This is a genomic window from Ralstonia sp. A12 (genome assembly GCF_000801955.1).
GTDB lineage: Bacteria > Pseudomonadota > Gammaproteobacteria > Burkholderiales > Burkholderiaceae > Ralstonia.
Map to the genome: position 1 here is coordinate 81,941 of NZ_JSZO01000019.1, position 18,937 is coordinate 100,877.

Below are 18,937 nucleotides of genomic sequence, written 5' to 3' on the forward strand. Positions count from 1 at the left end.
GCATCAGGCAACCCTTCAGACGACCATCCTCGTGGCGGCGGCCAATTCGGCCAAGCTCCAGCCCGCCCCCAGCAGCACGCGCCGCGTGTGCAGGGCCTCCAGCACGACGACATCGTCCACCTGTTCGCCCAGGTAGCGCAGGCGCTTGTCGAGCACCTCCACATACCCCGATGGGTAGTGCCTGGCGAGCGACTCGTACACCCCATGCACCCCGACGGACTGACGCGCGCCGCTCATCAGGCACATCCCACCGTCGAGCGCGCGCCGGAAGACGGTCGAGGCCAACCCGCGCCGCTGGTACGCCAACGCGTACTTCGAGTGCGGTGAACGCAGAAAGCGATCCGCACGTTTGTCCAGCTCGATCAAGCGGTTGAAGACCGTGTAGCCGGCCAGGCGCCGCGCCGCCACGTCTTCGACATAGACATAGATCTCGCCATCGGCCTCGCGCGTGTGCAGGCGGAAGCCCGGCAAGGTGCTGTCGTCCAACGTCATGCCATGCAGCGGCGTGCCGGGCGTTTGCATGCGCTCATACAGCGCATCGAGTTCGCGCTCGATGTCTTCGTTGTTGAAGTCGACATCGGTGCGCAGGCCGAGCGGCGCAAGCCACTTGCGCAGCGCTTGCACCATCGATGCCAACGGCGGCAAGGCCGGTGACGGCATGGGCAGGGTCAATACGGTGCTCATGCGGCCTCCGCCCAGTACCCACTGATAAGCCGCGCCGGCGGCTCGGCTGCCAGGATGCGCGCACTGGCGGGCCAGTCGTCCATACGTACGGCCAGGCCGGCGTGGATGCCGTAGCCCGGCCCAGCAAGGATGGTGCCGCCCGCCTCCACGCCCTCGCCCGCGCGGATGGCGCCGCCGGCTTCGATGTCGCCCCAGGCCTTGATGCCCCAGCCGGCCTCCAGGTGTGTGCCCGCGCGCAAGTCAGCGCCCGCGAGGATGCCGTTTGCCGCAGAGATGCTCGCTTCGCCGATCGCCTCACCGCCAGCGCGCAAGCCCTTGCCGCAACGCACGTTGCCGCGTGCAGCCAGCGCCTCGCCGATCAACAGGTCGTCCACCACGTCGATATCCGCATCGCAATGCAGGTCACGGTGCACGCGCGCAACGCCACCGACATTCACGGCGCCGGTGGCGGTCAGGCTCCAGCCGACACGTAGGTCGCCACCCACATGCACCGTGCCATCGCAGTACAGACCAGCCTTGGCTTCAAGATCGCCGCCCGTGGTGATCGACTCGCCCGCGCGCACGCTGCCACCCGCACGGATGGCCTGCCCGGCGCGCAGCACGCTGTCGACGTAGATACCGCCACGCACGACGATCGTGCCCGCGAAGACCAGCGCATCGGCTTCGATGTCGTCGGCGTCGAGCACGGCGTCGGTGGGGCCGAAGTTGTCGAGCAGCCAGATGGCATCGGTGATGCGGCCTTCCTGCACGAGGCTGTCGAGCAGGTGTTGGTAATCGGTGCCGTTGTGGCGGTTGCGGATGTACCAGCGGTAGCCATCCGCGCAAGGCCGCTTGGCCTTGACGAAGTTCTGGGTGAGTTCCATGGCAAGTCCTTCGCCCGCCGCGCCGGGTCGTGTCAGGCAATGGCAGGCGAGCCGGTGCCGGCGCGTATCAGCACCGGACCGGAGTTGAAGAGGGAGCGAAAGCGGAGGAGGCCGTGCGGAGCGGGTACGCCAGCTTGGGCGCTGCCCCGCACGGCTTATGAAAGCCGGGCGAGCAGGAAGTGCCGGAGGGCAGCGTGCGCGGGCGGGAGGTCATGCCCCGCGCCGCAACGCACGCGCGTGCAGGCAGCCGGCAGTGCTTGCCGGCGCTGAGCGCGAATGGGTTGGGGTCGGGACATGGTCTGGAATGGGGTGTTCAGGACGTAACTGCGCAGGATGGCGGCGGCACCGGGGAAAGTCCAGAGTCAAGGTGACGCATGCCTTGCTTCTTGACTGAAGTTTGCGGATTCGGATCGCGCTCTGCGACCCCGCCGCTACTACTTTGCACGCACCGCAGCATCCGGGTCGCCGGCTCGGCCGATGCGCCACATCTGTGCCGAAAACGCCGCAACCTCGGGAAAACCCACCCCCATTCTTGCTGCGTTGCACGGTGTTGGGAATGTCACGCGATGCTACGATGCCCCGACCCACGGCTGTCTGCCAGTTTCCACAAGAAGCGGCGCAGACGGCACCAAAAGAGACCTGCTGTCGGTGATCCCGACACACCCACCCGGAGCACGCATGAATGCCCCTCTGAACGACGCGCTACGCCGCGCGCTCGAAACCGTTTCCCTGGACGACAAGTACACGCTCGAGCGTGGCCGCATCTACATCAGCGGCACGCAGGCCCTTGTGCGTCTGCCGATGCTGCAGCAGGAGCGCGACCGCGCCGCTGGGCTGAACACGGCAGGCTTTATCTCCGGCTACCGCGGCTCGCCGCTGGGGGCGCTGGACCAGGCCTTGTGGAAGGCCAAGAAGCATCTGGCCGGGCACAACATCGTCTTCCAGGCGGGGCTCAATGAAGACTTGGCCGCCACGGCGGTCTGGGGCTCGCAGCAGGTCAATCTGTATCCGAACGCCAAGTTCAGCGGCGTGTACGGCATGTGGTACGGCAAGGGTCCGGGTGTGGACCGCACGATCGACGTGTTCAAGCATGCGAACTCGGCCGGTTCGTCCGCGCATGGCGGGGTGCTGGTGCTGGCGGGCGATGACCACGCCGCCAAGTCGTCCACGCTGGCGCACCAGTCGGAGCACGTGTTCAAGGCGGCCGGCATTCCGGTGCTGTATCCGTCCAACGTGCAGGAATACCTCGACTACGGCCTGCACGGCTGGGCGATGAGCCGCTACTCCGGCCTGTGGGTGTCGATGAAGTGCGTGACGGACGTGGTGGAATCGTCCGCCTCGGTGGATGTCGATCCGCACCGCGCCGAGATCATCCTGCCCGAAGATTTCATCATGCCGCAGGGCGGCCTCAACATCCGCTGGCCCGATCCGCCGCTGGTGCAGGAAGCCCGCCTGCTCGATTACAAGTGGTACGCCGGCCTGTCGTACGTGCGTGCCAACAAGCTCGACCGCGTGGTGCTCGATTCGCCGCAGGCGCGCTTCGGCATCATGACCGCCGGCAAGGCCTACTTGGACGTGCGCCAGGCGCTGGTCGACCTGGGCCTCGACGAGGAAACCTGCCGCCGCATCGGCATCCGCCTGTACAAGGTCGGCTGCGTGTGGCCGCTCGAAGCGCACGGCGCACGCGCCTTTGCCGAAGGGCTGCAAGAGATTCTGGTGGTGGAAGAGAAGCGCCAGATCCTCGAATACCAACTCAAGGAAGAGCTGTACAACTACCGCGACGACGTCCGCCCGCGCGTGTACGGCAAGTTTGACGAGCGCGACAATGCCGGCGGCGAATGGTCGGTGCCGATGGCCAACTGGCTGCTGCCGGCACACTACGAGTTGTCGCCTGCGCTGATCGCCCGCGCCATCGCCACGCGCCTGGAGAAGTTCGAGCTGCCGTCGGATGTGCGCTCGCGCATCGAAGCGCGTCTGGCCATCATCGACGCCAAAGAGAAGGCGCTCGCCAAGCCGCGCATCACTGCCGAGCGCAAGCCGTGGTTCTGCTCGGGCTGCCCGCACAACACGTCGACCAACGTGCCGGAAGGCTCGCGCGCGCTGGCCGGCATCGGCTGCCACTACATGACCGTGTGGATGGACCGCCGCACCGACACCTTCAGCCAGATGGGCGGCGAAGGCGTGGCGTGGATCGGCCAGATGCCGTTCTCGGGCGACCAGCATGTGTTCGCCAACCTGGGCGACGGCACGTACTACCACTCGGGCCTGCTGGCCGTTCGCGCCTCCATCGCGGCCAAGGTGAACATCACCTACAAGATCCTCTACAACGACGCCGTGGCCATGACCGGCGGCCAGCCGGTGGACGGCCCGCTCTCTGTGCCGCAAATTGCTGCACAGGTGCATGCCGAAGGCACGTCGCGCATCGTCATCGTCACGGACGAACCCGAGAAGTACAACGCGGCAATCAAGTTGCCCGAAGGCGTGACCGTGCACCACCGCGATCGCCTCGATGCGATTCAGCGCGAGCTGCGCGAAGTGCAAGGCACCAGCGTGCTGATCTACGACCAGACCTGCGCCACCGAAAAGCGCCGCCGCCGCAAGCGCGGCACGATGGCCGACCCCGCACGCCGCGCGTTCATCAATGACGCGGTGTGCGAAGGCTGCGGCGATTGCTCGGTCAAGTCGAACTGCCTGTCGGTCGAGCCGCTAGAAACGGAGCTGGGCACCAAGCGCAAGATCAACCAGTCGTCGTGCAACAAGGATTTCTCGTGCGTGAACGGCTTCTGCCCGAGCTTCGTGACGGCGGAAGGCGCACAGGTGCGCAAGCCCGAATCGCGTGGCATTGCGATGGACAGCCTGCCGCTGCTGCCGCACCCTGAGCTGCCCGCCATCCAGCGCGCGTATGGCGTGCTGGTGACCGGCGTGGGCGGCACGGGCGTGGTGACCATCGGCGGCCTGCTCGGCATGGCAGCGCACATCGAGGGCAAGGGCGTGACCGTGCTCGACATGGCGGGCCTGGCGCAGAAAGGCGGCGCCGTGCTCTCGCACGTGCAGATCGGTGAGCGTCCGGATTCCATCCACGCCACGCGCATCGCCATGGGCGAAGCGGACCTCGTGATCGGCTGCGATGCGATTGTCTCGGCGGGGGACGAAGTGCTGTCGAAGGTGCAGCACGGCCAGACGCGCGCGATCATCAACAGCACGGCATCCCCCACGGCCGACTTCATCAAGAACCCGAACTGGCGCTTCCCGGGCAGCTCGGCCGAGGCGGACATCCGCGCGGCCATCGGCGATGCCTGCGCGTTTGAAGACGCCAACACGCTGGCTGTGCGCCTGCTGGGCGACGCGATCTTCACCAACCCGCTGGTGCTGGGCTTTGCGTGGCAGAAGGGCTGGATTCCGCTGACGTACGACGCGCTCATCCGCGCGATCGAACTCAACGGCGTGGCGGTCGAGAAGAACAAGACCGCGTTCGAATGGGGCCGCCACCTCGCGCAGGATCGTGATGCCGTGCTGAAGCTGGCTGACGATGCACCGCGTGCCAAGGCGGATGTCATCGCCCTGCCCTCGCTGGACACGCTGATCGCCCGCCGCGTCGATCTGCTGACTGCGTACCAGAACGCTGCCTACGCTGCCGAGTTCCGCGCAGTGGTCGAGCGTGTGCGCGCAGCCGAGACCGCCGTCGTTGGCGCCGGCCAGACGCTGGCGCTCACGGAAGCCGTGGCACGCAACCTGTCGAAGCTGATGGCGTACAAGGACGAATACGAAGTCGCCCGCCTGTACACCGATCCGGCCTTCCTCGACAAGCTGCGCGCGCAGTTTGAAGGCGAGCCCGGCCGCGACTACCAGCTCAACTTCTGGCTCGCACCGCCGATGACCGCTAAGCACGACGAGAAGGGTCACCTGGTCAAGAAGCGCTTCGGCCCGAACACCATGCGCCTGTTCAAGCTGCTCACCAAGCTCAAGGGCCTGCGCGGCACGGCGTTCGACGTGTTCGGCAAGACCGAAGAGCGTCGCACCGAGCGTGCGCTGATCGGTGAATACCGCACGCTGGTGGATGAACTGGTGAAGGGGCTGAATGCGCAGAAGCTGGCACAGGCCGTGGAACTGGCGCGCCTGCCGGAAGACATTCGCGGCTTCGGCCACGTGAAGGACGCCAACCTGGCAGCCGCACGCATTCGCTGGAACAAGCTGCTGACGCAGTGGCGTGATCCGGCAGCGGCACAGCGCGCGGCCTGATCGGCTTTAAGCATCACCATAGAAAAACGGAGGCTTTGGCCTCCGTTTTTCTTTGTGCGTAACTGAGCGACTAGCCCGGCACGATCTGCTGGGCGTAGTCGTACAGGTCTTGCAGGATGGTCTGCGCACGGCTGTCGCCGGTTTCTGCGGCCTCTGCGCCCAACTGCTGGAGCCGCTCGCCAAAGGCTTCGAACGTCAGATAGCCGCCGCTGCCCTCGAACAACCGCTCAGCACGCACCTGCTCCCACTGCTCGTATTCCTCTTCGCTCAACGTGTCAGGGAAGTTGCGCGCACGGTAGTGGAACAGCAGCTCGGGCAGACGCTCATCGGCGAAATCCGGGTGCAGTTGCGCAAGCTGTTCACCGGTGAGCGTGCGCAGTTCGTTGAGCGTGCGGCGGTCGTCATTGCTGACGAAGCCGCCGTAGAGGTTCTGGTCCACATCTTCAATCGGCTCCAGCTCGCGGGCGTAGACCTTGCGCCACGTTTCGCGCATGTCCGGCGCGCCCTGGGCGATGTGCGCATGCTGTTCGATCACAGTGAAATCGATGCCCCAGCGCGCGGCCTGCGCGGGCTGCAGCGTCTTCATGTTGCTGATGACGATGGGCGACTTGTTGATGTGGATCGACTTGATGGGCAGGCGCGTCGTGCCTTCGGCCAGATCGGCGGTGCGCGTGAACATGCGCTCGCGGATCGTGGCGACATCCATGTGGAATAGCTCCGACGGGTCGAACGCCAGGTCCCACACAATCAGCTCGTTTTTGTTCGTCGGGTGCCAGCCCAGCGGCCACACCACGGCCATGCAGCCGCGCTCAACGCCATACATGCCGGAGATGTGCAACAGCGGGCGCTGTGCATCACCAATCTCGGCCAGCACACGATCCTTCTTGCGCAGCGCCAGGCAGAAGTCGAACAGGCGCGGCTGCGCGTTGCGGATCAGGCGTGCCAGCGCAATCGTCGCGCGCACGTCGGACACGGCATCGTGCGCAGCCTCGTGCACCAGGCCGTTGGCCTTGGACAGATGCTCCAGCTTGAAGCTCGGCTTGCCGTCCTCGTGTTTCGGCCACTGGATGCCTTCGGGACGCAGCGCCCACGTGGTGCGCACCACGTCGAGCAGGTCCCACCGTCCGCATTCGTTCTGCCACTCGCGCGCGTACGGGTCGATCAGGTTGCGCCAGAACAGGTGGCGCGTGATCTCATCGTCAAAGCGGATGGTGTTGTAGCCGACGCCAATGGTGCCGGGCGTGCCCAATTCGCGCTCGATGGCCTTTGCGAATTGGTATTCCGGCACGCCCTGCTTGGCGCACTGCTGCGGCGTGATGCGGGTGATGAGACACGACACCGGATCGGGCAACCAGTCGTTGGAGGGCTGGCAGAACAGCTCGACCGGCTCGCCGATCTCGTTGAGTTCAGCATCGGTGCGGATGCCTGCGAACTGCGCGGGGCGATCGCGGCGCGGCACGGCGCCGAAGGTTTCGTAGTCGTGCCAGAGGAAGGTGGGAGTGACGGGCAAGGGACGCTGCTCGCAGGAAAGCCAAAAGATGCCGGCATGCTAACAGCCTTGCCGCCCAACGCCTCCACACGGTTGACTCACATCAACCCGCCCGGGCGGCGTGTCGACCAGACTGGATCCTCCCCCAACTCGGAGACCAGTCATGGCCCAGACGATGAAAGCCGCCGTTGTCCACGCGTTTGGCGAACCCCTGCGCATTGAGGAAGTGCCGATTCCCACACCCGGGCGCGGACAGATTCTCGTCAACATCAAAGCCTCGGGTGTCTGCCACACCGATTTGCACGCCGCCGACGGCGACTGGCCCGTCAAGCCACGCCTGCCGTTCATCCCCGGGCACGAGGGCGTCGGCTTTGTGGCGGCCGTGGGCGAAGGCGTCACCGCCGTCAAGGAAGGGGACCGCGTGGGCGTGCCCTGGCTCTACACCGCCTGCGGCCATTGCGAGCATTGCCTCTCCGGCTGGGAAACCCTCTGCCACGAGCAACAGAACACCGGCTACTCCGTCAACGGCGGCTATGCCGAATACGTGCTGGCCGACCCGAACTACGTCGGACACCTGCCCGCGCAAGTCAGCTTTGAAGAGATTGCGCCCATCCTGTGCGCCGGCGTGACGGTCTACAAGGGCATCCGCATGACCGACACGCGGCCCGGCCAGTGGATTGCCATCTCCGGTATCGGTGGGCTGGGCCATGTGGCGGTGCAATACGCCATCGCCATGGGCCTGCACGTGGTGGCCGTGGATGTGGCACCCGACAAGCTGGCGCTGGCGCGCGAGTTGGGCGCCAAGCTGGTGGTCGATGCCGCCCAGCAGGACCCAGCCGCCGTCATCCAGAAAGAGATCGGCGGCGTCCATGGTGTGCTGGTCACGGCTGTGTCACGCAGTGCGTTTGCGCAAGCACTGGGCATGGTGCGGCGCGGCGGCACCATCTCGCTCAATGGGCTGCCGCCGGGGGATTTTCCGTTGCCGATCTTCTCCACGGTGCTCAACGGCATCACGGTGCGCGGTTCGATCGTCGGCACACGGCGCGACCTGCAGGAATCACTGCAGTTTGCGGCTGAAGGGTTGGTGCATGCTCACATCCACCAAGACAAGCTCGACAACATCAACCAAGTGTTTGCCGACCTGAAAGCCGGCAAGGTCGATGGACGCATCGTGCTGACGCTTTGAGCGCCACGCGGCGGCGGTGCGGGTAAGCTGTCCACATCACACCTGCCCGCACCACCGCCATGCGCATCCTCTTCTTCAGCAGCCACCGTTATGACGAAGACAGCTTCCGCGCCTCGCAGGCGCGCGGCGGCCACGGCTTCGACCTCGTCTTCCAGCGCGCGCATCTCGACGTGCATACCGCGCCGCTCGCGGCCGGCTTTGAGGTGGTCTGCCCGTTCGTCAATGACAGCCTGAACGCTGACGTGCTTGCCGCGCTGGCCGCCGGCGGCACGCGACTGATCGCGCTGCGCTCGGCGGGTTTCAACCACGTCGATCTGGCCGCCGCGCAGCGCCTGGGGCTGACGGTGGTGCGCGTGCCCGCGTACTCGCCGCATGCGGTGGCCGAACACGCGGTCGGCATGATCCTCACGCTCAACCGGCGGCTGCACCGCGCCTGCAATCGCACGCGCGAAGGGGATTTCTCATTGGACGGGCTGCTGGGCTTCGATCTGGCGGGCAAGACGGTCGGCGTGGTCGGCACCGGGCAGATCGGGCAGGTGTTCGCGCGCATCATGGCGGGCTTCGGTTGCCAGTTGCTGGCGTTCGATCCGTTTCCGCAGGCCGCGCTCGCGGCACTGGGCGTGCGCTACGTGGCGCTGCCGGAGTTGCTGGCGCAGGCCGACATCGTCAGCCTGCACTGCCCGCTCAATGCCGATACGCACCACCTGATCGACGCAACGGCGCTGGCCAGCATGAAGACGGGGGCCATGCTCATCAACACCAGCCGCGGCGGCCTGGTCGACAGCCCCGCCCTGATCGACGCACTCAAGACCGGCCAGCTCGGCCACCTGGGGTTGGATGTCTACGAGGAAGAAGCGGACCTCTTCTTCGAAGACCGCTCCGCTGATGTGCTGCAGGACGATGTGTTCGCGCGGCTGCTGACGTTTCCCAACGTCATCGTCACCGCGCACCAGGCGTTCTTCACGCGCGAGGCGCTGGCGGGCATCGCCGACACCACGCTCGCCAACGTGGCGGCCTGGGCGGCCGGCGCACCCGTCAACGTGGTGAAGGCTTAAGCGGCTTCAGCTTTCGGCTGAGACAGCTCGCGTTCGCCTTCCTTCACGTAGATGGAGTTGCGCGGCTGGGCCAGCACACGGCGCACCATCGGCTCGAAGAACGACAGCGGCAGGTTGTCGTAGTCGGGCATGAAGGCGGCGGCGTCGTACTTGGCGCAGAACTCGGCGGTGCGCTCGAACAGCTCGGGCTGGCTGCGGTACTGCTCGCGCAGGTTGCGGTCCAAACCCAGGTGATGGAAGAAGTAGTAGCCCTGGAAGATGCCGTGCTTCTCGACCATCCATAGGTTCTCGGGGCTGACGAACGGCTTGAGGATGGCCGCGGCAATGTCCGGGTGGTTGAAGCTGCCCAGCGTGTCGCCAATGTCGTGCAGCAGCGCGCAGACCACGTACTCCTCGTCGCGGCCGTCTCGGTGGGCGAGCGTGGCGGTCTGCAGCGAGTGCGCGAGGCGGTCGATCGGGAAACCGCCGCAGTCGCCATCCAGCAGTTTCAAATGCGCGAGCACGCGATCGGGCAGCGCGCGGGCGAAAGGCATGAACTCGGCCGAGATGGCGCCCCAGTCCTCGCGGGTGCCGTGCTCCATGTGGGAAAACGTCGCGCGCGGCGCGGTGTCGTGCGTCATGAGGTGTCTCCTTCGTCGCCTGAATAGGTCACGGATGCCGCGTCATGGGTGCGCAGCTTGTTGTGGATAACCACTGTGGACAACTGCTGTGGATAACCATTGTGGATAACTCGGGCCATTCTCTGCCGGGGCTTGCGCGCAGACTGTCAAGCGTTTGACAATGATCCGCGCCCCCTTCGCCGCATTCTGCCGACATGCCTGCCGAAGCCTCCCACACGATTCCCGCTCCCACCCCCGTGCAACTCGCACAAGGCTGGCTGCGTGATGCCCCCGCTGACCTGCTGGCCGAGATCGCGCCCACCGCGCGCCTCATCACCTACCCCGACGGCGAGTGCATCCACCCCCACGGCGGCCCGGCGCAAGGCATGTTCCTGATCGTGCGTGGCCGTGTGCGCATCAGCCGCACGACCGATGGCGGCAGCGAACTCGTCTACGCCGTATTGCGCGCGGGCGAGTGGTTTGGCGAGATCGCCCTCATCGACGGCGGCGGCCGTACACACAGCGCGCATGCCCAGGGGCCGACCACGCTCATCCTGCTCGGCAGCGCGGCGTTTGCGCGCGTGATGGCCGCCTACCCTGCCGGCATGTGGGCGCTGATGCAGCAGCTCTGCCAGCGCATCCGCCTGATCTTCGACGAATTCGAACACGCCAGCGAAATGCCCGCCGATGCGCGCCTCGCGCAGCGCCTGCTGCAGCTTGCCCGAGCGGGCGACGGTCATACAGTGGCCGCCAGCAACGAAGAACTGGGCCGCATGCTGGCACGCTCGCGGCAGACCATCTCCAAGTACCTGCAGGCATGGCAGCGTGCGGGGTGGATCCGCTGCCACTACCGGGCGGTGGAGATCGTCGATGCGCCAGCGCTGCGCACGCTCGCCGGCAACCATTAGCTGAGCACCCCCTTCGACCGGGGCACGCACGCTCAGGCCTGCGCCGCTAGAATGGCCCACACGCCGCGCGCGGGCGCATCTGTGACCCGCCGCCCACCGCTTCAGTCTCCATGACACCCATGCTCTCGCTGGCCTCGCCCGAAGGCCGGCGCCTTGTGTTGCTGCTCGGCCTCGCGCAAACGGTGTCGTGGGGTACGCTCTACTTCACCTTCACCGTCTTCCTTGCGCCGATGCACGACACGCTCGGCTGGGCGCGACCGTTCCTGGCGGGCGGGTTCTCGCTGGGGCTGCTGGTGTGGGCGCTGTGCTCGTTCTGGGTCGGGCACGCACTGGACCGCTGGCCCGCGCGCCGCGTCATGGGCCTGGGTACGGTGCTGGCAGCAGGCAGCCTGCTGGCCTGGTCACAGGTTTCCAGCGAAACCGCCTTTCTGCTGCTCTGGCTGCCGCTGGGCGTGGCGATGGCCACCACGCTCTACGACCCGGCGTTCGTCGTGCTGCGCCAAGCGTTTGGCGATGCCTACCAGCGCCCCATCATCGGCCTCACGTTGATTGCCGGGTTCGCCAGCACGATCTGCATTCCGCTGGCCCAATGGGGCGTGGAGCACATCGGCTGGCGCCACACGCTGCAGTGCTTCGCGCTGGCGCATCTGCTGATCTGCCTGCCCATCCATGCACGGTTGCGCGTGCGGCCGCCGATGCACGCGCCGGCAGAAGCAGCCGGTGTGGCGGCACCGCCGCAGCCTTCGGTATGGCGCATGGCGTTGCGCATGCCGGTGTTCTGGGCGGTGGTGCTGGCCTTCGTGGCGGTCAGCCTGACCAACACGGTGCTCGGTGCGCACCTGATTCCGCTGCTGTCCGAGAAAGGGGAGCCGACCAGCCGCCAGTTGCTGATCGCCGCGCTCATCGGCCCGGCTCAGGTGCTTGGCCGGCTGGCGATGATGCGCTTTCGCCTGGAGCATCCGGTACGCATCGCCCCGGCAACGTATGTCGCGATGGCGGTGGCACTGATCGTGCTGGCGCTCTCCAGCGGGCCGCTGTTGATCGTCTTTGCACTCGTCTACGGCGCGGCCAACGGCATCAACACCATGCTGCGCGCGATCGCCATGCCGGAACTGGTCTCGCGCAGCCAGTACGCCACGCTCAACGGCCTGATGATGACGCCCGTGCTGCTGGCCCAGGCCAGTGCGCCGTGGCTGGGCGCGCTGCTGTGGAAGGCCTCTGGCGGTTACGCGGCGGTCGAGTGGGCGATGGTGGCGTCGGCACTGGTCGCGCTCGGCGCCTTCACCTACGGGCTGCAGCACGCCCGGCGCCAGCCGATGCGTAAATCGCCAGAGTGACGCAATCGCCATAGCCTTAGCGCCACTTTGTACGCAGAAGATTGCTTATAGGAACCTTTATTGACGCAAAAGTGTCTTGAAACATGAGACGTGATGTTTCATTCTCATGCTAAGGCAGCCGACTTCTTGCGGCATCGCCAACGGAGGACGCACCGTGTCACAGGTTCATCTGGAAGCAGGATCCGTCAGCGAACAACTCCCGTGGACCGTCCACGAAATCGCTTACGGCAGCATCGACGTTGCACGCGTGCGCGAGAACCGCACGCTGTTCTATCTCGTGGTCAGCGCTTCGTTTGTCGAAAGCGGCTCCGACCTTTACGCAGGCAATCTCGCCCAGTACTACGCCGATCGCCCCGAAACCGCCCACTGGCTGATCGCCCACTGGGAGCGCGAAGAGCTGCAGCATGGCCGCGCCCTGCGCCGCTACGTTGAAACCGTCTGGCCCGAGTTCGACTGGGAGCGCGGCTACGCCCGCTTTTTCGACGAGTACTCCGTCACCTGCTCGATCGACCAGTTCGAGCCGACGCAGGCACTGGAAATGGTGGCGCGCTGCGTGGTCGAGATGGGCACCGCCACCTTCTACCGCGCCATCGCCCAGGCCGCCGCCGATGCCGACGAGCCCGTGCTGCGCGACCTCGCCAGCCGCATCTCGGCGGATGAAGTCCGTCACTACAAGCACTTCCTGCGCTTCTTCAACGAGTGCAATGCCCGCGAAGGCGTCGGCCGTGCGCGTGTGCTCAAGGCACTCGCCTCACGCCTGCGCGAAATCAAGAACGAAGATTCGATGATCGCCCTGCGCAACGTGCTGCGCATCGAACGCGATCAGGAAGAGGTGCCCGAGGCCGACGTGCGCGCGCTCAACTCGCGCGTGAGCGCGCTGGTGCGCTCGCACCTGCCGATCGACATGGCGGCCAAGATGCTGCTCAAGCCGCTGCGTTTGCGGCCGGTAATCGAGCGCTCGATCCGCCCGCCGCTGGTGGCGCTGGTGCGGCGCGTGGTGCTGCACTGACCTTCGCGCATCGCGCAGACCAAAGAAAAACCCGGGCAAGCCCGGGTTTTTTTATCTAGCCGACTAAGCGCCGATTAGAACTTGTGGCGGATACCAACCATCGCGCCCATTTGATTGGAGCTGCTGGTCGTGCCGTCCGGGTTCACAACCACAGCAGGCGTCGTGTCCTGTGCCACGCCAATCGGCAGCAGTGCATTGCTGCTGTTCTTGGCGTAGGCCAGGTTCAGGTACGCATCGGTACGCTTGGACAGGGCGTAGTCGGCGCCCACCGAGAACAGCCACGGGTTGCCCACATCAGACTTGTGGTTCTGATAGTAGGCAGCCCCCGTCAGCGACAGCGCCGGCGTGGCTTGGTAGCCAGCACCCAGCCAGTACAGGTTCGAACGCGTCTCGGCATCAACCGGCAGACCCGTTACGTGGCCCCAACGGTAGCCTGCAAACAGCTTGGCCGGACCGAAGGCATACGTACCGGCCACAGTCGCACGTTGCGTCTTGATGTCAGCCGTCAGCGGGGAGTTGCCGTTCGTTTGGTCATACACCGCACCCACCGAGAACGGGCCTGCGGCATAGTTCAAACCAGCGCTCCACTCACGGCCGACCTTGCTGTTGCCAGCGATTTCTTGGCCATCATTGCGGAACGAATACAGCGCCGACGCCGTCAGGCCGTTGAACGTACCCACGTACTTCACAGCGTTGTCAGCACGGCCACCCATGGCAGCGTCTTGCGACAGGATCGAGTAACGCGAGGCCAGCGCCATCGGGTCGTACTGCGTCGTGAAGTCGTACAGCAAGTTCGTCTGACGCCCCAGGGTCAGTTGACCCCACTGGCCTTGCAGACCAACGTAGGCCTTACGGCCGAACAGACGACCGTCTTCGCTCGTACCGCGACCGATGTCGAAGCCGCTTTCCAGGTTGAAGATGCCCTTCAGGCCGCCGCCCAGGTCTTCAACGCCGCGCAGGCCCCACAGCGAACCCGTCATACCGTTGCCCGACTGCATGGACACGCGCGAGTTGCCGCCACCGTTGGTACCGGGGACCTTGTTGGCCCACTCGATGCCAGCGTCGGCCACGCCGTACAGGGTCACGCTCGATTGCGCGGAGGCACCTGCGGAAACCAGGGCTGCGGCTGCCGCCGCAAACAGCTTGATCTTCATATCGTTGTCCTTGAAAAACATCATCGCGGGGAATTGCGATTCAGCGATTATGTATTCCATTGACATTCACTCACCAATGCACGAAATTGCCCTGTGGTAAATACGATACCTAATCCGAAGCCATAAAATTACCCATACGAATCAACGATCTATAAAAAATCTCGCGTCCTGTAGGCGAGGCTTACAAAAATCGAATCCACAATCCCAAGCGGCATCATCCAGAGATTCAATAAAATAATCCGATGAATGACGAAAATTAAAGTATTGAAGCTCATCGATTTTCGATTATGATGCGCTCCGAAGCTTGAGTGACAGTTTCACAGCTTCATATCGACTTTAAAGACCGCTTGAGAAAGCGGTCTTTTTTTTTCGCCCACGCCCGTACCCCACGCGCGCAATGGCTGCACGGGTGTCGTCGCATCGTGGTGGGTATTGAAGAGATCGGCCGATAGCGCAGCCGCAGGAAAGCGCGTCTGCCAGCGCGACGTCGCGAGGACGTCGGTGGTCAGGCAGCGAGCCCGATCTTCTTGGAGATGCGGTGCTTGAAGGTTGAGACCGTTTTCGGCGAGATGCCAAGGCGCTTGGCGATCTCGGTATTGCCGTGGCCTTGTGTGAGCAGCTGGTTCACGCGCAGCTCCCGCTTGGTGAGCGCGGCCAGGCCTGCGCCTTCTGCGGGGCCCATCGCCGCATGCGGAAACGAGAGATATCCGCGCGCGGCCAGCAACAGCGCCGCCGACAGGACGGACGTCGCTTCGGATTTCTCGACGTAGGCATTCGCGCCGGCCAGGAAAGCCAGCCTCGCATTGTCGTCTGCACTTTCCGCCGAGATGGTCACGATGCCGATGTCCTGGCGTTGTGCACGGACCCGCCGCACCAGCTCAAGCCCATCCAGGCTGGGCAAGTTGATGTCGATGATTGCCAGCTTGGGGCGCGCCGAGCGGATCAGCTGCAGCCCCTCCGCCCCGTCGGCCGCGGTGGCGACAAGCTGCAGATACGGCGATCCGGCAAGCAGCGCTTGAATGGACTCGAGAACGAGGGGGTGGTCGTCAACTGCGACCACGGAATGAAAGGCTTGACCTACGGCGGACATGGACTGGGGCGCACAAGCTCCGGGAGCATCCCGTCACCGTGCGTTGCAAATTGGCTGGCAGATTCCATGGTGCGAGTCTGCGGGCACGGCCCAAGTTCCGCGCCGTACAGGTTTGCCAGATTTGTCGCGCAGTCGGTTACCGACTGCAACGTCACCTCAACCTTCCGCTACCGTGCGGAGATCACGCCAGCCGGAACACATCCACCGCGCCGCGCAGTTCCTGGGCCTGTTGGCGCAGGCTCTCGGCCGCGGCGGCGGCCTCCTCCACCAGCGCGGCGTTCTGCTGCGTCACCTCGTCCATCGACGTCACGGCCTGGTTGACCTCTTCAATGCCCTGCGACTGCTCGCGCGAGGCGTGGCTGATCTCGCCCATGAAGCCGGCGATGCGCTCGACGCGGGTGACGATGTCCTGCATGGCGTCACCCGCACCGCGTGCGGCTTCGTTGCCGGCCTGCACTTCGTCCACCGAGCGGTTGATGAGCACCTTGATCTCCTTGGCCGCAGCAGCGCTGCGTTGCGCGAGGCTGCGCACCTCGCCGGCCACCACGGCAAAGCCACGACCCTGCTCGCCAGCGCGGGCGGCTTCCACGGCGGCGTTCAGCGCCAGAATATTGGTCTGGAAAGCAATGCCGTCGATGATGCCGGTGATATCGGCAATCTTCTGCGCCGTGGTGTGGATGCCCGACATCGTGCCGACCAGGCGCTCGACCGTCTGCCCGCCGGCGTTGGCCGCCTGGCTGGCGGACTGCACCATGTCGTGCGCGTGCTGTGCGCTGTCGGCGTTCTGGCGCACGGTGGCGGCCAGTTCTTCGATGCTCGATGCGGTGCGCTCCAGGCTACCGGCCTGGGCCTCGGTACGCGCGGAAAGGTCTGCGTTGCCCGCGGCGATCTGGCCGGTGCTCGAGGCGATGGTGGACGCGCTGGCGCGCACCTTGTCGACGATGCCTGAGAGGCCGTCGCCCACACCGTTGAGGGCGCGCATCAGCTGGCCGATCTCATCACGGCGGGTGGCGGGCAGGCGGTGTGTCAGATCACCGGCGGCTACACGCTCGGCCACGGTCACCACTTCGGCCAGCGGCGCGCTCACCGCACGGCGCAGCATCCACCAGAGGCCCGCGGCCAGCAGCGCGCCCAGCGCCAGACCCAGCAGCAGGAACCGGTTGCGGGCAGCGACCAGGTCGGCTTCCAGTTCATCCACGTAGGCCGTACCGGCAATCACCAGCTTCCAGTCCGGATACTGCGAGAAGACAGTGAAGCGCTCGCGCGTGGCACCACCTTCGGTGTCGGCCAGCGTGTGGCGCAGGATGCCGTCCTTCTGCTCGATCATCTCGCGCACCCAGGCCTGGCCGGCGGTGTCCTTGGCATCGAGCAGGTTCTTGCCTTCGCGCGCCGTGTTGCGGTCGATCAGTACCTTCCCTTGGTCGGCGCCAGACTTACCGTCAATGACAAAGTAGCCACCGGTCTTGCCGATGGTGTGCGCGCGGATCTTGTCCTTGAGCAGCGCCAGTTCGGTGCGCACATCCACGCCCACATACAGCGCGCCGACGACCTTGCCGGAAGCATCACGCACCGGCTCGTACTTGCTCATGTAGGGCACGCCGAACAGCCACGCCAAGCCGCGGAACGGCTCACCGGCCATCAGTGCCTTGTAGCTCGGGTGGGCGCGGTCGAGCAACGTGCCGATGGCGCGTTCACCGTTTTCCTTCTTGAGCGAGGTCGTCACGCGCACGAAGTCGTCACCGGTGCGGGCAAACACGGTGGCGATGGTGCCCCCAGTGCGCGCGAAGAACTTGTCCGGCACGGTGTAGTTCAGGTTCAGCACGGTGTCGCCGCTCCTGAAGGTGGGCGTGGGCTTGCCGGCCACTTCCACGGTCTGCGCCGGGTCGACGCTGTAGGGGCCGGGGGCGGCATCGGCAAAGGCGGTAAGGAAGCGGTCGGCCTCGGTGCGCATGGCGCCGTCGAAGAGCGCAATCATGTCGCGCATGGCGGCCTCCTGGTCGCGCATGGCCGATTGCGCGTTGGCCTCCAGCGTACGCAGGCTCGAGTGCGAGTTCGCCAGTGCAAAAGCACCGAACACCAGCACCAAGGCAATCAACCCGATGACGGCCAGCCGCGTGCCGAGGCTGGTGGTGCGTTCAGGGGCGGAGTGGCGAGGGGGCGTTCGCATTGCTTTTTATCCTGGTGATCGACAGTCGGGTTAACAACGGATCACCGGGGAAAAGCTTGAGCGCAAACGTTTAACAGCCGCCATTGTCCGACAAACCGGACAATGTCCGGCACACCGGACAGCGGGCGGGCGCCTGCCTAGAATGCTCTGGCTGCCCACGCCTCCGACCAACACGAGCCAGGACACAACATGCGCGCACTCCGGCTGCTACGCCACAGCATTACCCTCACGTTCACTGCCGCAGCCTTGCTATGCGCGGTGCCGACTGCCCTGGCCGCCTGCGTGGTGCCGCCGGCCGAGCACACCATCGACCCACCCGGCTTCTACGACGACCCGGCCGGTTACCAGCAGGCCGTCAAACCGATGCGGGCCTACATCGACCGGCTCAACAAGGCCGCCGAGGCCGGCGACTGGGCCTGCACAATCGATCTGCTTGAAGGTTGGGCACAAGGCGACGCATTGATGGGGCCAATCAAGGGCTACCAGGGCTACTACGAGCGCTCGTGGGCGGGGACGGATTTCGCGCTGGTGTTCATGCGTGCGCAAAAGCTTGGGCGCCTCGATGCGCCGCGCGCCGCCACCATCGACAACTGGCTCACACGCATCGCCGTGGCCACCCGCGATGCGCAAGAGATCAACAGCCTGCACAACAACCTGACCTACTGGGCCGGGCTCAACCTTGTGGCCATCGGCACGGTGGCGCGTCGGGGGGATCTGGTGGAGGACGGCGTCGCCCGCGTGCGGGAGGGCATCCGCGACATTGGCCCGCATGGCGAGCTGCAGCGCGAACTCAAGCGCGGGGACCGCGCCTTGCACTACCACACGTTCGCGCTGCTGCCGCTGGTGTTCACGGCCGAGCTGGTCAGGCCGCGCAACATCGACCTGTACGCCGAGAACCAGCGCGCGATCGGCCGGCTGGCCGACCTTGTCACACGCGCGGTGCAGGACCCAAACAGCTTCCGCGCCGTGAGCCCCATCAAGCAAGACCTGTTTCCGTGGACGTTTCTGGACGAGCTGTCGTGGATGGAGCCCTACTACGCCAGCCAGCACGACACGCGCCTGCCGCCGCTGATCGCCACGCGGCGCGCCTTCCACGAGTGGCGACTGGGCGGCAATGTCACGCAGGCCTGGGGCGTGCCGCTGCCGTAGGGGCGGTT

14 protein-coding genes are annotated in these 18,937 nt (G+C 65.6%); 7 read left to right on the plus strand and 7 right to left on the minus strand.

Annotated elements, in window-relative coordinates; genetic code table 11:
* Positions 1-15 precede the first annotated feature (15 nt).
* Together PI87_RS20275 and PI87_RS20280 are read right to left on the minus strand one after the other, a co-directional pair.
* Positions 16-684 (minus strand): hypothetical protein, encoded by a 669-nt coding sequence (locus tag PI87_RS20275; protein WP_084210031.1) that lies wholly within the window; start codon positions 682-684, stop codon positions 16-18.
* Positions 681-1,547 carry a hypothetical protein gene (locus PI87_RS20280; protein WP_039599529.1) on the minus strand — a complete coding sequence of 289 codons (867 nt, stop codon included), beginning with the start codon at positions 1,545-1,547 and terminating at the stop codon, positions 681-683. Before PI87_RS20280 ends, PI87_RS20275 begins: the two co-directional genes overlap by 4 nt.
* A 678-nt stretch (positions 1,548-2,225) precedes the next feature.
* Between PI87_RS20280 and PI87_RS20285 the strand changes: the two genes are divergently transcribed.
* Entirely contained in the window at positions 2,226-5,786 is a 3,561-nt protein-coding gene (locus PI87_RS20285; RefSeq protein ID WP_039599530.1) for an indolepyruvate ferredoxin oxidoreductase family protein, read from the plus strand.
* A gap of 70 nt (positions 5,787-5,856) precedes the next feature.
* Here PI87_RS20285 and sbcB read toward each other — a convergent pair whose 3' ends face one another.
* Entirely contained in the window at positions 5,857-7,296 is a 1,440-nt protein-coding gene (gene sbcB, locus PI87_RS20290) for an exodeoxyribonuclease I (protein ID WP_039599531.1), read from the minus strand.
* Positions 7,297-7,438: 142 nt separating this feature from the next.
* Here sbcB and adhP point away from each other — a divergent pair, with 142 nt between their 5' ends.
* Positions 7,439-8,461 carry an alcohol dehydrogenase AdhP gene (adhP, locus tag PI87_RS20295; protein ID WP_039599532.1) on the plus strand — a complete coding sequence of 341 codons (1,023 nt, stop codon included), beginning with the start codon at positions 7,439-7,441 and terminating at the stop codon, positions 8,459-8,461.
* 59 nt (positions 8,462-8,520) lie between these two features.
* Positions 8,521-9,516: a 2-hydroxyacid dehydrogenase gene (locus PI87_RS20300; protein WP_039599533.1), complete on the plus strand. Its 996-nt coding sequence runs from the start codon at positions 8,521-8,523 to the stop codon at positions 9,514-9,516.
* Here the strand turns inward: PI87_RS20300 and PI87_RS20305 are convergent.
* Positions 9,513-10,136, minus strand: coding sequence for an HD domain-containing protein (locus PI87_RS20305; RefSeq protein WP_039599534.1), 624 nt, complete (start codon positions 10,134-10,136; stop codon positions 9,513-9,515). The genes PI87_RS20300 and PI87_RS20305 overlap by 4 nt on opposite strands.
* Before the next feature lie 194 nt (positions 10,137-10,330).
* Between PI87_RS20305 and PI87_RS20310 the strand changes: the two genes are divergently transcribed.
* The 3 genes from PI87_RS20310 to PI87_RS20320 all read left to right on the plus strand — a co-directional run bounded on the left by PI87_RS20310 (position 10,331) and on the right by PI87_RS20320 (position 13,369).
* Positions 10,331-11,023 (plus strand): Crp/Fnr family transcriptional regulator, encoded by a 693-nt coding sequence (locus PI87_RS20310; RefSeq protein WP_039599535.1) that lies wholly within the window; start codon positions 10,331-10,333, stop codon positions 11,021-11,023.
* 110 nt (positions 11,024-11,133) lie between these two features.
* The gene (locus tag PI87_RS20315; RefSeq protein ID WP_157003182.1) at positions 11,134-12,360 is read left to right on the plus strand and encodes an MFS transporter; all 1,227 of its coding nucleotides are present in this window, start codon (positions 11,134-11,136) and stop codon (positions 12,358-12,360) included.
* Positions 12,361-12,466: 106 nt separating this feature from the next.
* Positions 12,467-13,369: a ferritin-like domain-containing protein gene (locus PI87_RS20320; protein ID WP_232314044.1), complete on the plus strand. Its 903-nt coding sequence runs from the start codon at positions 12,467-12,469 to the stop codon at positions 13,367-13,369.
* Between the two features lie 74 nt (positions 13,370-13,443).
* Here PI87_RS20320 and PI87_RS20325 read toward each other — a convergent pair whose 3' ends face one another.
* The 3 genes from PI87_RS20325 to PI87_RS20335 all read right to left on the minus strand — a co-directional run bounded on the left by PI87_RS20325 (position 13,444) and on the right by PI87_RS20335 (position 17,780).
* A complete protein-coding gene (locus tag PI87_RS20325; protein WP_039599614.1) occupies positions 13,444-14,523 on the minus strand; it encodes a porin in 1,080 nt (359 codons plus the stop codon).
* A gap of 505 nt (positions 14,524-15,028) precedes the next feature.
* Positions 15,029-15,613 carry a response regulator gene (locus tag PI87_RS20330; RefSeq protein WP_039599536.1) on the minus strand — a complete coding sequence of 195 codons (585 nt, stop codon included), beginning with the start codon at positions 15,611-15,613 and terminating at the stop codon, positions 15,029-15,031.
* Positions 15,614-15,794: 181 nt separating this feature from the next.
* A complete protein-coding gene (locus PI87_RS20335; RefSeq protein ID WP_039599537.1) occupies positions 15,795-17,780 on the minus strand; it encodes a methyl-accepting chemotaxis protein in 1,986 nt (661 codons plus the stop codon).
* A 189-nt stretch (positions 17,781-17,969) separates the two neighbouring features.
* On the opposite strand from PI87_RS20335, the gene PI87_RS20340 reads away from it, so the two are divergent.
* Positions 17,970-18,929 carry an alginate lyase family protein gene (locus PI87_RS20340; protein ID WP_052321649.1) on the plus strand — a complete coding sequence of 320 codons (960 nt, stop codon included), beginning with the start codon at positions 17,970-17,972 and terminating at the stop codon, positions 18,927-18,929.
* The last annotated feature ends 8 nt before the right edge of the window (positions 18,930-18,937 follow it).